The following is a 14,801-nucleotide window of genomic DNA, read 5'->3' as shown; positions in this document are numbered from 1 at the left end:
AATCATATAGTATTAAATAATTAGTTATTTTGGAGCTTATTTAGTATGCTACGCATCATTGCAGGCAAATATCGCGGAAGAAAAATAACTACAGGTAAGCATTTAGCTGCACGGCCAACTATGAGTGTTGTCCGAGAAGCAATATTTAGTATACTTTCCTCAAGAAAACCTATTTATAACTTGAATGTACTTGATTTATTCTGCGGAAGTGGCTCTTTTTCATTTGAAGCACTTTCTCGCGGCGCTAAACATGCATTCATGGTGGATTCAGATTATTACAATTTGCAACTGCCTAAAAAAACAGCAGAAGATTTTGGAATTACGAACAATGTCACGCTAATTTGTTGCAGTGCTAACAAATTGCCACAACCTATTTCAAAGTGCGATGTAGTTTTTATAGACCCACCTTACAATAGCAATCTAGTTGAATCAATGTTGAATGGACTAGCTCACTCAGGCTGGTTAAGTGATGATGCATTGATAATTCTAGAGATTAGGAAAAACGAAGGTTTTGAGTGCAATAAAAACTTCAGTATAATCTTGGAACGTACCTACGGTATAGCAAGAATAATTTTTCTTTCTCTATTAACTTAAACTTGCATATACTCTTCATTGATGGGTTTCAGTTCTATTTTCGTCAAGCTTCCGGAGATACTACTTTTACAGTAGTCTTTTAGCTTAAAATTTCCATTAAATTCACCTTCCAACAAATATTTATGTGCTTTTTCGATAAACTGCTTCTCCTTTTCTTCGTATCTTGTTGCATTAACGTTATCCTGACGGTAAATCAAATGTTCTTTGTGATCAGCATGAATATTCTTACTCTCGCAAGGTATTGTAGGATCATGTTCAAGCACTATATTTTGTCTGAACGTTTTGCTAGTGGATTGATCATCGTCAAGTTTACCGACGAGTTGTGCTTCCTGTGGAATTACAGTATCACCTTTTCTACCAACAATCAATACAGGACATTTTGTATTCTCTATAATCTCTCGTGAATTAAATTCTAATCCGCAACGATTAAACCAAAAATTCAAGAATTTTGCAGGAAGCCGTCTCATGAAAAAATCCCCTACCCCATGAGGAAAGTTATTAGTTGCATCCTTAAGTGAGCTATAAGAATTACTATGAATTAATGTTAAATAGATACCTTGTTTTTCAAATCTTTTTAAAACTTCTGCTGCAATTCCTCCTCCAAGAGAGTTAGTATCCAAAATTATATTGTTTGGATGCACACCTTTTACAAGTAACATGTTTACCATTGCCATTCCAGCTTGAACTAACTTTTCACCGTTTGTTAGAAATTCATATAGCGCTACAATTTTCTTTCTTTCCAAGAGGAACTCTATAATATCCTCTATATCTTTTTCCAACTCTTGATCACAAGCTTCTGCATCTCTTTTCGAATCTTTATCTATAAGTTCTTTTTTATAACGCTTTATCCACTCAGGGCTGACTTCATTTTCCAAAAAGCTTTTAATTCTGTGTACTACAAATCTCTTCTTAATAAAGTCAAAAAGCATCCATAGGCAAAGTACGATAAAACATATGGTAGCCAAAATTGATAGCACTACTGATGCAAAAGCTAACCCTGTAAGTACCTTTTTTGATTTTTGATTCTGGTATGCCAAGTATAACGACACAATAGAAGCAGTGGAAAATATAGCAGAACATAACCATAGTGAGATTATTCTCCTATTGAATTTTTTTTCTTCAGCATTTAATTCTTCTTGAAAGAATCTTGGATTAACAATTCTAGAGAAATAGGGATAGTCAAAATAATGCTTAACTAACTTACTTTCTTGCCCATTAGGTGCACCTTTACCAAGTGCATTAACCTTAATACACCCAAGTACTCCAAAAAAGTTTATCACGTGTTTTGTATTTTTTTCTGGCTTGATATCACTATTGGTATGATAAATAACTTTCATTTTATCGTTAATGAATATTTAGTTATTTTAACATAAAGATCAAAAAAAAACAAGAGAATATAAATATGAATAACCAGTATGATGAAAAGCTTATAAGAAATTTCCTATGATTCCTTTTAAGCGAGTTTTGAATTTTTGAAATGTCATGACATTGTTGATACGGTTATCAAGAAACGATAAAGTATCCGCAAAATCTTCTGAATAATCATTGATAAAAAAAAGTATCGTACTTAAGTACACTCCAGCTAATATTGCTCTTTTTGTATAGTAGTTAAAATCTGTTAATTGATCATGAATGCCATACCAAATCGTGCTAATAGTTCTGTATAAAAGTTTACTAGAAAAATATGTATTTTTTGGTGATACAGAGAATGATAAAACATTTTTTAAAAGTTCTCTATAATTCGGTAGCTTAGCGTAGTTTGAAAGGCGTATTTGAATAGCTAACTTTACCCGCTCTCGCACTTTCATATCTTCTAAATTGGAATTTCTTAGTTCAGCTTCCATTGAGCTATTTAAGTCCTCTGCTATGTGCTCCAAAGCGCTATATATTCCATTCTGAAATTTGCAAAAGCTATTAGCTAGATTAAGGTCTGTGCAAATTTTTAATAGGGTTTCATCGCTTATCCCTTCAAATGGAATAACCCTAATTAGCTTATCTATTATTAACTTTATTTCATCTTGTTCCACGCAACATTATACTAAACAGCATGTGTGATTGTACCTGAGATTTTCAAACATTCTACAAAATGCTTCACCACGTTCCTCGAAATTTTTCCATTGATCAAAAGAAGCACACGCGGGAGAAAGTAATATAGTTACTTCTTCTGCGCTATTTAAGGCCTCTTCAAAAGCCAATCTGAATGCATCTTCTAGATTGCAACATCTAACATAATCTACTTTATTCTCCATAGTGTTTGCAAAGGCTTCGGTTGATTCCCCAATAAGAAAAGCTTTTCTAATCCTCGTGAAATGCTTGCTTAATGATTCTATTCCACCTTTTTTGCTTCTTCCACCAACGATCCAATTTATGTTTTCATAAGATAAGATCGCCTTTTCGCTCGACTTTGCATTAGTTGCTTTGCTATCGTTCACGAAAAACACATTTCTTATTTTGCCAAGCAGTTCATTCCTATGCCTCAGTCCTGAAAAGGACTTGATTCCATTGATAATAGTGTTGCTATCTACTCCAAGTAGCTTACATACGGCATATGCGGCTGATATGTTTTCTGCATTGGATATTAGGTTTATTTTCACGTCGCTTACTGATAAGCTATGATTCTCTAGTTTTAACGAGATCTTCTGGATCCGAGTAGCCAAGCACTGGGATGACAAAAGAAGTGGCTGGAATGACAAAGAGGATGACATCGAAGCTGAGATTGGAATTTTGTTTCCAGTGAATTTGTTGAATATGTCAGCAGTAATCTCATTGTCACATCCTATTACGGCAACCTCACTACCGTTTATCAGTTTTAATTTAGTTGCTATGTAGTTCTCCATACTTCCATGCCTATCTATGTGATCTGGTGTAATATTGAGCAGTGCTGAAATGTCCACGTTAATTTCATTCATCAACTCCAATTGAAAAGAGGAAAATTCAATTACATAAATTTCTGCATCTCTTTCTAGATCCAAAACAGGAACGCCTAAATTTCCGCCAATAGCTACTCTTTTCCCTGCAGATTTTAATATGTGCCCTATTAGTGATGTAGTGGTTGATTTACCATTTGTTCCTGTGATGCCTATTACCTTCTGGTTTGTAGTTTTAGCTTCAAGAAATAGCTCAATGTCTGATTTTATTTTGCAATCAAATCTCCTTGCAAGTTTTACTATCCAATGTGGCTCTGTTGGCACTCCAGGGCTTAAAACCAATGCACTGATCTCATGCCAATTGTATTCCTTGGGATGAATAAAATTACATTTTTTATACATCATTTTTGCATTTGCTATTTGCTCTTCATGATCATCCCATGCATATATTCTTGCACCACTCTTTATCAGAGCGTTAATGGCGGATAAACCAGTTTTACCAAGACCAAAAACCGCGACGTTTTGATTTTTGTATTTGTTTAGTTGCACTGCTAGATAACTTATGCGAACCATTTTATAAAGATATCGTACAAACTACAACAGACTTCTTGCATAGGTCACAACTGTCATTCAGTAGAAACGAAAAAACTTCCTTGACAAACTCCGCCAGCCCCCTTATTGTAGTATTAAGGGTATTTATGACTCAAAACTTGTTTTTGATCCGCGCGGGCTCAACAACAAAATTCAGTAAAAAAACTCAGGTATTTATTGGCGGATTACATAAAATTATAGCGGCTGCATGTCTTTTAAATTTTTTCTACATTCAGCCAAATCGCGCTTAAACTAAGCGTCAGCACATTATTACAGCGCCACTTACAGTAATATAGAGTCAAAACTCGCTACTCGGGTCTTCTTTTGCCTTTTTTTCGCTTGGTAAATTTCTTAAATATTCATGGCTAAAGTAATCTAGGTTTACCGTCATCCCGCTACGTGTTAGCGGATGAGATACCGCGGCGGTATGACGTAGGGGTTGCCGAGAACTTGTCATTTCAGTCTGGAATCTAGTTCTTATTGTACATTCACTTGGTGTAGAGTTAAGTTTTCTGGATCCAAGTAGTCAGGGCACTGGGATGACACCCTCTTGGATGGAAACCAGTGTCAGCTACTTTCATGACACCATGACAACCGTCATCCCGCTGCTTGTTAGCGGGATCTAGAGATACCGCGGCGGTATGACGGTCTGCGGCGGTATGAAGGTTCGTGGTGACATGACGATAACCTCGTCATCCCGCTGCTTGTTAGCGGGATCTATGTGAGATACCGTGAATAAATCACGGTATGACGGTTAAGTAATTCGTCATCCCGCTACTTGTTAGCGGGATCTAGAGATACCGCGGCGGTATGACGGTCTGCGGCGGTATGACGGTTCGCGGCAGCATGACGATAACCTCGTCATCCTGCTGCGTGTTAGCGGATGAGATACCGTGAATAAATCACGGTATGACGGTTCGTGGCGGTATGACGTAGAAGCTATACTTTTATACTCACCAACTCAGTATCCAATCTGGATCCAAGTAGTCAGCTACTTGAATGACAAGAAAGGGGTACTTGGATGACAAAAAATAGGCACTGGAATTGCAAAGAGTTTGCAAATATTAGTTATTACCTGTAGAATACAGAGAAATTAGTAAGGATTTTAATAGGAATAATATGCCATCTGTTACTTTTGTTTTACCTGATGGGAGTAAGAAAAGCTATGAAGCTGCAGAGGGAGAAACTCTGCTTAATTTAGCCCACAGAAGTGATCCAGATCTGCTTGAAGGTGCATGTGAAGGCTCTCTTGCTTGTTCTACATGCCACGTGATTGTTGATCCAGAATTTTATGATGCTGTAGAAACGCATAATCCCATATCTGATGAGGAAAACGATATGTTAGATCTAGCCTTCGGCTTAACAGAGACATCAAGACTTGGGTGCCAAATAAAAATCACAAAAGATATCGACGGTTTGTGTGTAACCATACCAAGGGGTACAAGAAATATATCATTGGATAAACAGGGGAATGATTAGCTATGCGTAAGATTTTTATCTATATTATCATCTCTTTACTTTTGTTTATTCCTGTAGCGTATGGTGGTTTTTGGTATTTTTCCGCATGTAAGGTAAAAAATCTTTTAGCTGAAGCAATACTATACATTAACAACGAAAAGTTTGATATTTCACATGATTTCAGTGGACTTCCTTCTAACCTAATTTTCCGTGTGACAAACCCAAAATTTTCCAATAAGCAATTAACCATCTCATCTGATGCTTTATTGATAAAAAATAGATTGTTTGATAAATCAGTATATATCTACATACCAAGCAATGAAGTCAACATTGTTGTTCATGGTGATGAGAAAAAGAATATAAAATGCCACACAAACGATAGCAGCCACTTTGTTGTTAGACTAAATGATTTACCATCTTCATTGCGATTCAACACAAATAGTACCGTGATAGACTATATAGATACACTTCGTTACGCAGATTATGGATTAAAATGTGATGTTTCAGAAAATCAGCAAAGTGTTATAACTGAAGTGAATGATAAAAGCAATTACATTCAATTTCACCTCGATAAAGAACCAAGTGGAAATACTAAACTAGGATTTGATTTTTATACTTATCGGTATAAAAATACTGCAAGTCCTGAAAGTTACCTTAGTATCGACACTAAATTTGATTACGAATTTGTAAACCACATCTCAGCTTCCAGAGTTAATTTCAACATAGAGAAATTTTTAATTCAAAGTAATAATTTTTCTCTTGCTGCAGATGGTGGAATGCAAAATTATAATTTGGTTACGTCTTCATTTAAAGACAAAATCAACGTGGCTATATCAAATTATAAAGAATTAATCTCGTTTATGATTGGTGACTCAAAAACTTCAGATGCGTTTGAAAAATTAATGTCTTCCTTATCAGAAAAAACAACTGATGACAGCGTTCAATTTTCAATAAAGTACGATGATGATGTAGGGTCAAGCTTTATTGGAAAGTTATCCACCACTGATTTTATGAACCAACTCAGTAAAATAACCCAATTAACCAAGGATGAGAGCAGTAGTTAGTTTACTTTTCATATTGATATTTCACTCAGGCGTAAACGCTTTTACTCTGGATAATAAACTCAGAGATAAAAGCATGGAAAAACGAGCAACCAGTTTATTTGAAATAATAAGGTGTCCAATATGTTCTGGCGAATCATTGTCTGAATCTGGATCTCAGATTGCGTATGATATGCGAGAAGCAATTCGTAAAAAAATCAATGATGGATACACAGATGAAGAGATAATCTCAGAGTTAAAAAATTCTTACGGCAATTCAATTATAACTACCCCACCTAGCACTTACATTTTGTGGTTTATTCCACTCACAACTCTGCTTATTGGGTGTTTTTTAATACGAAAGTATATCAGTATGTCCAGTATATTTAAACCTTTTATGTAATGTAACCGTTCACACTTAATTCTTCAATCTCACTAATAGAAAGGCCAGTAAACTTGACAATAGTGTTGACATCAACATTATTAGCCAGCATTGCTTTTGCGACTTCAATCTTTCCTTTCTCTATACCTTTTTCTATACCTTTCTCTTCAGCAAGATCAAGTCTGTATTCAAGAATGGCTTCTTCTTTGCGTAGATCCATTATTCTTTCTTCGTAAGCTACTAAATCTTTTTCGTTCCAACGAAACTTATCTAACTCATCATATGCTAGCTTTATTATTGGTGCCTTTTCTGCAATTTTCTTTAGATCTTCATCTGTCGTTTCTTCAGCATATTTAAAGAAAAATAGCCAACGATCTACTATGCTTTCTAGCTGTTCTACTTTGCTTTTTGTAAATTTAGGTAACTCAATAAAGACAAATTGAAAATCTTTTAAGTAATGGCCGTTGGTTTTTATATCACGTATATTATGAGTAGAGATATAACCAACTTCTTCAGGAAGTAAGTTACAATTGGAAATAGCAATAAAGAAGACTTTCTTTAAATCAATGTAGTTGCCAGATTTATCTAATTGTCTTGAGTAAGCCTTAGCAGCATATAGTTGAGCGCGTTTCTCAAAACCTTTATCACGAGCCAGTTGCATCTCAATCACAAACCTATTACCAATAGAATCCTTGCAGAGAACATCAACAATACTTTGTTTATCAGAGGCAATTTCGGGATCCATGATAGTACTTAAGAATTCTACTTCTTGTATTGCACTTGCCTCAGCAAATCCTAAAATATCGTTCAAAAAGTGAATAAGGATATTCTTATTTTTTTCCGTTCCAAAGATTTTTTTGAAACACAAATCATTGCGAGGATCGAGAAATTTTGAAAGAGCCATAATGCTTGGAAAATATTAATAATTATACACTATTATTAACAATTATTCAACTATATTTTTGAAGATAGCTAGTTTCTGTATTTACTTTAAATTGAAGAAAGCTCAAATGAAAGATCGTGTTTTTCACAGAATGCAGTCTGGTTACTATATAATTTTTTGATTTTCACTTTTTTTTTAACCTTGCAATGATATTTTCTTTGCCGATAAAAATTAATAATTTAGCGAGCTCTGGTCCTGTTTCTGTTCCTGTTAAAGCTGAACGCAACTGCATAAATAAGTCTTTTGCCTTTATATCCACTGTCTGTCGAATAGCTTTTACCCACCCTGATAATGTATTTTCGTTACAATCGCCTTGAGGCAATGCATTGAACGCAATTTTTATAAGCTCCTTATCAAGAATCACAGGCTCTATATCAGATTTGCATATTTTCCACCACTTGGCCACCTCAGAAAACCTTTCTATATTGTTCCTTATAAAATACCAAAACTCTGAGGAGCCCACTCCAATTTGATTTAAACGTTCTTGTACAATTTCAAATGACATTTGTTGCAGCACTTTGCTATTTAGCTTGTATACTTCACTCAAGCTGAATTGTGCAGATGCTGAGCTAAATTTTTTAATATCAAATGAGTCAATTAAAGACTGTATGTCAACATGAGCTTCTATCGGATCAGATGTTCCAAGTTTTGCTAAATAGCTAGTTAGCGCCATTGGTTCAGTCTCATCTTCTCTTATGGACTTGATATCCAGCCCGCCTTTCCGTTTCGATATCTTGCTATCATCAAAATGTAGTAGAGAAAGGTGAGTAAATATAGGGATTTTCGCTTTTAATGCTTTAATCATTTGGATCTGAACTGCGGTATTAGTTACATGATCTTCCCCACGTACAACATGGGTTACATTAAAGTCAACGTCATCAATAACAGAAGGTAGCATGTATGTATAAATTCCATCTTCTCTTTTTACCACAGGATCGCTGATGTGACTTGTTGCAATATTTATTTCACCTTTAACTTCATCATTCCATTTAACAACTTCATTTCTATCCAATCTAAACCTGAAATGTGGTCTTCGTCCTTCTTGCTCATAATGGATTTTCTCTTGCTCAGTTAGAAGCAATGCACTTCTGTCATAAACAGGAGGAAGTCCTTGTTTTAATTGCAACTTTCGTTTAATTTCTAACTCTTCTCTTGTTTCATAGCATGCATAAATATGCCCTTCTTTTATTAACTGCAAGAACACCTCGTTATAGCGCTCAAAGCGCTCTGATTGCTTAAAACTTGCATCCCAATCGATACCAATCCATTTTAGGTCTTCTATGACATTATTTATATATTTGACATCTGAACGCTGAAGGTCAGTATCATCAAAACGGAGTAAAAATTTTCCATTTTGATTGCGTGTGTACATCCAACAAACCAAAGCAGTCCGTACGTTTCCTACGTGGAGATAGCCAGTTGGGCTTGGAGCGAATCTTGTTAACATTTAAATAGCAATATTGTAAAATAATAACTTATTTACTCTAATTTATTTTAATTTTATATAAATATACGGCTAAAGCAAGTGAGATCTGCTAATACAATTGAGCAAGAGAAGAATAAGTATGGCTATAGCATTGTGGCACCTTTGATATTTGATGGATTAAGACCATATGATAAATTCAAGAAAATTCACAACTTGACGACAAAGGCTAATGTAGCATTATATTGATATCATGACTAACTTAGAAAAGATGAGAGAAAAACTGCAAGATCAAATAAATTATTATAATGTTTTGTATCACCAAAAAAATAAGCCAGAAATAAGTGATGCTGAATATGATGAACTGAAGAAAAAGTTAGCTGAAATAGAGGCACAATTTCCAGAAATTTATGCAACACAAGATAGTGTTGGTGCTCCACCTGATGAGAGGTTTTCTAAGGTGGAACATCAAGAACCTATGCTTTCTCTTGAGAATGCTTATGACGAACAAGATGTAGAGAAATTTTTGTCTAAAATAAAGAGGTTTTTAATTGAGGACAAAATAGAGATATTATGTGAGCCAAAAATTGATGGGTTGTCGTTTTCTGCAATTTATGAGGATGGGAGATTTGTTAAAGCTGCAACTCGAGGTGACGGTTTTTTAGGGGAAGATGTCACTCACAATGTTGCAACAATAAAAGGCTTTCCTAAGTTTTTGCAAGGTGTGCAAGGAAGACTAGAAGTAAGAGGTGAAATATACATCAGTAACAGCGACTTTTTAAAGTTAAATGAAAACGATGAATTTGCCAATCCTCGAAATGCAGCTGCTGGTTCTCTAAAGCAATTGGATGCAAACATTACAGCAAGTAGACCACTTAGATATTTTGCTTATTCTTTGATTGGTGGAGCAGAGAAAAGTCAAAGTGAAATACTAAATAAGCTTGAGGCACTTGGTTTTTGCGTAAATGAGCATCAGTCCTTAACGAGTAGTTTGGATGGAATGCTGAAGTTCTATAACGAGGTCTATAATTGTCGCTATAACTTGGATTATGATATTGATGGAATAGTCTATAAAGTAAATGATTTGGTACTACAAAATCGTCTAGGGAATACTCACAAAGCACCGCGCTCAGCACTTGCATACAAGTTTTCTGCGGTTTATGCAAAAACAAAGTTAAATAAGATATTTATACAGGTGGGCAGAACAGGGGTTTTAACTCCAGTTGCAGATTTAGTGCCAGTCAATATTGGTGGGGTGCTAGTTAGTAGAGCAAGTCTGCATAACCAAGATGAGATAAAACGTAAAGACATAAGAGAGGGAGATATTGTAACAATCAAAAGGGCAGGAGATGTAATCCCCCAGATCATTGAAGTGAACAGAGATTCTCGTCTTCCAAATACACCTGAATTTGTGTTTCCTGGAGTATGCCCTGAATGTGGTAGTAAAGTACGTCAGGTTGAGGGAGAGGCGGCAGTAAGATGTCCTGAGGAATTTGCCTGTAAAGCTCAAATAATAGAAAAACTAAAGCATTTTGTATCGAAAGATGCATTTGACATTGTTGGCCTTGGTGATAAGCAGATAGAGTTTTTTTACGACCTTGATCTGATAAAACAAATCCATGATATTTTTACTTTAGAAGAAAAGTTGGATGAATTTAATTTGGAAGGACAGTCTGGCTGGGGCGAGAAATCTATAGCTAATTTGTTAAATTCTATACAAAGCAGAAGGGTAATAACTCTAGATAGGTTTATATTTTCTTTAGGTATTAGATTTATTGGCCAAGTTGCAGCAGAATTGCTTGCAGATTATTATGTTTCTTATGATAATTGGTATAATTCGATGATTGAACTGTCATCAGATAATACTGAGCTAGTCGGTATAGACGGCATAGGAAAAAAAGGGGCTAAATCTTTGGAATCATTTTTTTCTAAGGAACATAACATCAAAATGTTAAATGATCTTACTGCTTGTCTTCACATTCTTCCTGTGAGCTCCAACTCTAGTGACTCTGTTTTAAATAATAAAATTATAGTGTTTACTGGTAAGCTACTTGCTATGAGTAGAGGAGAGGCAAAAGTAAGAGCCAAAACTCTAGGAGCAAAGGTCAGCTCACATCTTTCTGCTAAAACTGACTACCTAATTGCAGGAGAAAAACCAGGATCCAAATATAAAAAGGCAGTGGAATTAGGTGTAGAAATTTTAGATGAAGACCAGTGGCATAAAGTGATAAGTTCGGGAGTGTTCAAATGACACTTGGATTGTATATTAAATCAAAGTTGCAAGACTATAATGAGCAAGCTGTTAATTGGATTGATTGGATTACCACAAAAAAACTCCTTTCTTTCTCTCCATTTTTTCTGGGTAAGGTCATGGTGCTGGTACAGGTCCTATAGCTGACCCAAGCAACACATCATACCGCGATTTATTCGCAGTATCTCGGCATAGATTCCGCTAACTAGTAGCGGAATGATGAATTTGTCGTTTTTCAAATCGTCGGTAAACCTAAAAAAGTTTGCATCATATGCAGCAATAGCCATAGGGTCTGTAGGGCTTATAGCTAGTATCACAGCTCTTAAATATTATCCTAGTTTACCGCCTTTGATCGCAGGGGGGATGATTGGCTCTATGCTCCCGCTAGTTGCGTGTACGCTTGTTGGCATTTTATTGCTTATAGATAGAAGCTCTCTCGATAAAATATACGGTAATATATATGACCAAAAAAAGATAAATGAAAAAGCTGAATTGTTTGATAAATTGAGTAAGTGTGTTTTACCTCTTATAGTAGGGGCTGTTGTTTCTTTTGGAGTTGGAGCAGGTTTAGCTGCCCTTGGCCTTGAATCGCCCCTAGCTATAGCCGTCTTAGCTGCAGTAGCATGCAAAGTTATTATGTCACTTTTTAGTGCAATAACTGAACGCTCTTCTTCTCCACCAACACCACTAAGTGGCTCGGTTGACAGCGGTGTGAAAGTTGATGGTGCTAGTGCAGGTCATGTTCCTGGCCCTAGCCATTAGTCAATCCTCTCCATCCAAGCATTTACTTGCCTTAATGCTTCAACAGATGGCAAGTCTTCTGTGCTGAGTGGTAGGCGGACAGTTTTGTGTTCTATAAGCCCAATATCATGTAATAGCGCTTTAGTGGGTATTGGGTTGCTGGCAATAAATAGAGCTTTGCAAGCTTGTTGCCAGATATCTGTTGAACTTTTCATGTCATTTCCTGTCATTTGAGCAGGTTTCCTTCTGGATTCCAGCGTCACGCGCTGGAATGACAGTGAAGAGAGTTCGTCGTTCAGACATTGCTTAACGTATTCACGCGCTATGCGTGGCCAAACATTGGAAGCAACGGAAACCAGACCAGCCGCACCATAAGCGGCCATATCAGATATCATATTATCATCTCCGCAAAAGACCTCAATATTTGGAGCAACTTTCTTATACTGAGCTAAAGTATCAACGGTGCCACTTGAATCTTTGATAGCCCAAAATTTTTCGTGGCTGGATAAGTTGCGTACAGTTTCGGCGTGAAGACTCACTCCTGCTCTCGATGGAATATTGTAAAACATAGCCGGCACATGTGCTTTTTCAAGTAGCTTTTCAAACCATAAAGTCTGCCCCATAATTCCGGGCTTTGCATAAATGGGAGTTGTCATTAGATAGCCATGAATAGGCATACCCTTGCAAAAATCAAGCCATTCAAGAGTTTGATATAGATTCACTCCTGGTACACCAATTATAATTTTCGTATTTAATTTTAGCTTACATAAAAATTCAACTAATGTACGCTTTTCAGAATCAGTAAGCGATAAGCTTTCACCTGTGCTACCTAGCAACACTACACCATTTTCAGCTTCAGCTTGTATTGTAAGTAAACGCTGCAAACTGCTATAATCTATGCTATCCCCATTGCAATTAAAAGGAGTAACACAAGCAGTCCATAAAAATGTAGATTTCAATTTAAATTGTTAAAATGGTATTTCATCATCGATTAGTTCATCTTTTATATCGTTGTCAAAACTTTCGTGCTTATTTTTTTGTTCTGTTTCATTTTGCTTGTATTCACTCGGCTTGTAATCGGAATTTGGTCGTGAATCGAGGAGAGTAAGAGCGCTATTAAAATTATATAGAACCACCTCTGTTGTGTATCTTTCACTACCGTTTTGGTCAGTCCATTTTCTAGTTCTCAAAGAACCTTCAACATAAACTTTACTGCCTTTGCATGCAAAATCTTTGACGATTTTTACTAATCCTTCACTAAAAATTACAATATTATGCCATTCTGTCTTTTCAGAGCGCATACCGGAAAGTTTGTCAGTCCAACTTTCAGACGTGGCTATTGAAAAACTTGCCATCTCTTTTCCATTTTGTGTAGTCCTAATTTCAGGATCTTTTCCTAAATTACCAACTAATATGACTTTGTTTATGGTACCACCAGACATAATTATGCTCTAAATAAATCCCTTTATTATCTTATGTGAAAGTACTATTGTCAAATTTAATTAAAAGTGCGCTTGGAGGGATTCGAACCCACGGCCTTTGCCTCCGGAGGGCAACGCTCTATCCAACTGAGCTACAAGCGCATATATAGCTACCCACCCGCGGTATCTATGTTGAGATCCCGCTAACGAGCAGCGGGATGACGGTTTTTCAAATTGTCGGTAAACCTAAGCCACTTTGGCTATATACTAAATTATTTAATAGATAAGCTATCCAAGTCAAATTTTTGTTTTGGATAAAGCGTAAACATAACACTCCCATGTCCAAGATATACATTTTGAGAATCATTCGCATGCTTTTTTATTGCTTTTTGATCTACGGCCCATACAAAAGTCACACAATTTTCAGTGACTGAGTGCACCTTTAAGTCCTTAGTATTTATAAACAGCTTTCCATTTACCCATATTTTCCATGTATCGGAAGAAAGATATAAAATTGAGTCTAAACTCACTACCTTACAGTTGAAATTATCTGATACCTCCTCTTTTGCAGCTCTTGAAGACCGTAAATTGAACTTTTCCATTTCATTGACCATTCTATTAACTGGCTCTTCATCAAAAAAAATGCTTTTTACGTTACTATATTGTGACAAAACGTCAAAGTCACTTTCCACTGCTTCTCTTATTATATCGTCCCGATCTGTATAGCTTAGTTTTTGATTGTTAATAAAGAAACACTCTTTTGCACGCAAATTTGCTATATCAATAAAATCATCGATTTCTTGATTGCCAACTTTAAGAATACTTTCAAAATATCTTTTTTCTATCATCATTCCATACTGAGAATGATGACAAACCATTTCATCATCACCTTGTTTTTCTATATATACGCATAAATTTCCACTATTTAATCCTAATATTTTATGCTCAATAAAATCTTCATTGCCAATATATTGTCGGCAAGAATACTCCTTACAAATTTCTATGCTTTCTATGATATCTTCACAACTGCAATATGCATTAACATTGGAAATGAGTAGCGTAAAAATAAAAAACAGCTTTATGTTCATCA

General features: G+C 35.7%; 15 protein-coding genes and 1 tRNA gene. 7 read left to right on the top strand and 9 right to left on the bottom strand.

The genetic code is table 11. The features are described from left to right. Positions 1-45: 45 nt before the first annotated feature. On the top strand, positions 46-594 hold the full coding sequence (gene rsmD / locus ABWU50_RS01255; RefSeq protein ID WP_353276013.1) for a 16S rRNA (guanine(966)-N(2))-methyltransferase RsmD: 549 nt from the start codon (positions 46-48) through the stop codon (positions 592-594). Here the strand turns inward: rsmD and ABWU50_RS01250 are convergent. The 3 genes from ABWU50_RS01250 to murD form a co-directional block, all read right to left on the bottom strand. Continuing rightward, positions 591-1,931, bottom strand: a complete 1,341-nt coding sequence (locus ABWU50_RS01250; protein ID WP_353276012.1) for a hypothetical protein — start codon at positions 1,929-1,931, stop codon at positions 591-593. The genes rsmD and ABWU50_RS01250 overlap by 4 nt on opposite strands. Positions 1,932-2,021: 90 nt before the next feature. Further along, a complete protein-coding gene (locus ABWU50_RS01245) occupies positions 2,022-2,621 on the bottom strand; it encodes a COQ9 family protein (RefSeq protein ID WP_353276011.1) in 600 nt (199 codons plus the stop codon). A gap of 6 nt (positions 2,622-2,627) precedes the next feature. Then, a complete protein-coding gene (murD, locus tag ABWU50_RS01240) occupies positions 2,628-4,034 on the bottom strand; it encodes a UDP-N-acetylmuramoyl-L-alanine--D-glutamate ligase (RefSeq protein WP_353276010.1) in 1,407 nt (468 codons plus the stop codon). A 1,137-nt stretch (positions 4,035-5,171) separates the two neighbouring features. Here murD and ABWU50_RS01235 point away from each other — a divergent pair. From ABWU50_RS01235 to ABWU50_RS01225, 3 genes are read left to right on the top strand one after another with little or no spacing between them, the layout of a single operon-like run. After that, positions 5,172-5,531, top strand: a complete 360-nt coding sequence (locus ABWU50_RS01235; protein ID WP_353276009.1) for a ferredoxin family 2Fe-2S iron-sulfur cluster binding protein — start codon at positions 5,172-5,174, stop codon at positions 5,529-5,531. A gap of 2 nt (positions 5,532-5,533) precedes the next feature. Beyond that, positions 5,534-6,574, top strand: coding sequence for a hypothetical protein (locus tag ABWU50_RS01230; protein ID WP_353276008.1), 1,041 nt, complete (start codon positions 5,534-5,536; stop codon positions 6,572-6,574). Then, complete coding sequence (locus tag ABWU50_RS01225; protein ID WP_264735675.1) at positions 6,558-6,953, top strand: cytochrome c-type biogenesis protein CcmH; 396 nt, start codon at positions 6,558-6,560, stop codon at positions 6,951-6,953. Before ABWU50_RS01230 ends, ABWU50_RS01225 begins: the two co-directional genes overlap by 17 nt. Here the strand turns inward: ABWU50_RS01225 and ABWU50_RS01220 are convergent. Together ABWU50_RS01220 and gltX are read right to left on the bottom strand one after the other, a co-directional pair. Next, positions 6,946-7,836: an Rpn family recombination-promoting nuclease/putative transposase gene (locus ABWU50_RS01220; protein ID WP_353276007.1), complete on the bottom strand. Its 891-nt coding sequence runs from the start codon at positions 7,834-7,836 to the stop codon at positions 6,946-6,948. The two genes, ABWU50_RS01225 and ABWU50_RS01220, sit on opposite strands and share 8 nt — an antisense overlap. 163 nt (positions 7,837-7,999) lie before the next feature. Further along, positions 8,000-9,322 carry a glutamate--tRNA ligase gene (gene gltX / locus ABWU50_RS01215; RefSeq protein ID WP_353276006.1) on the bottom strand — a complete coding sequence of 441 codons (1,323 nt, stop codon included), beginning with the start codon at positions 9,320-9,322 and terminating at the stop codon, positions 8,000-8,002. Positions 9,323-9,400: 78 nt separating this feature from the next. On the opposite strand from gltX, the gene ABWU50_RS01210 reads away from it, so the two are divergent. The 3 genes from ABWU50_RS01210 (at position 9,401) to ABWU50_RS01200 (ending at position 12,311) form a co-directional block, all read left to right on the top strand. After that, entirely contained in the window at positions 9,401-9,547 is a 147-nt protein-coding gene (locus ABWU50_RS01210; RefSeq protein WP_264329277.1) for a hypothetical protein, read from the top strand. Positions 9,548-9,551: 4 nt separating this feature from the next. Then, positions 9,552-11,549 (top strand): NAD-dependent DNA ligase LigA, encoded by a 1,998-nt coding sequence (gene ligA / locus ABWU50_RS01205; RefSeq protein WP_353276005.1) that lies wholly within the window; start codon positions 9,552-9,554, stop codon positions 11,547-11,549. A gap of 216 nt (positions 11,550-11,765) precedes the next feature. Beyond that, the gene (locus ABWU50_RS01200; RefSeq protein ID WP_353276004.1) at positions 11,766-12,311 is read left to right on the top strand and encodes a hypothetical protein; all 546 of its coding nucleotides are present in this window, start codon (positions 11,766-11,768) and stop codon (positions 12,309-12,311) included. Here ABWU50_RS01200 and dapA read toward each other — a convergent pair. The 4 genes from dapA to ABWU50_RS01180 all read right to left on the bottom strand — a co-directional run bounded on the left by dapA (position 12,308) and on the right by ABWU50_RS01180 (position 14,799). Next, entirely contained in the window at positions 12,308-13,249 is a 942-nt protein-coding gene (gene dapA / locus ABWU50_RS01195; RefSeq protein WP_410542064.1) for a 4-hydroxy-tetrahydrodipicolinate synthase, read from the bottom strand. The genes ABWU50_RS01200 and dapA overlap by 4 nt on opposite strands. A gap of 9 nt (positions 13,250-13,258) precedes the next feature. Continuing rightward, on the bottom strand, positions 13,259-13,732 hold the full coding sequence (gene ssb, locus ABWU50_RS01190) for a single-stranded DNA-binding protein (protein WP_182159629.1): 474 nt from the start codon (positions 13,730-13,732) through the stop codon (positions 13,259-13,261). A gap of 67 nt (positions 13,733-13,799) precedes the next feature. Then, positions 13,800-13,873: transfer RNA gene (locus tag ABWU50_RS01185), tRNA-Arg, on the bottom strand. A 110-nt stretch (positions 13,874-13,983) separates the two neighbouring features. Further along, entirely contained in the window at positions 13,984-14,799 is an 816-nt protein-coding gene (locus tag ABWU50_RS01180; RefSeq protein ID WP_253309204.1) for a hypothetical protein, read from the bottom strand. Positions 14,800-14,801: the final 2 nt, after the last annotated feature.

This window comes from Wolbachia endosymbiont (group A) of Pipizella viduata (genome assembly GCF_964028555.1).
Classification (GTDB): domain Bacteria; phylum Pseudomonadota; class Alphaproteobacteria; order Rickettsiales; family Anaplasmataceae; genus Wolbachia.
The sequence above is the reverse complement of the archived record's forward strand: the minus strand, read 5'-3'. Positions and strand labels throughout refer to the sequence as shown.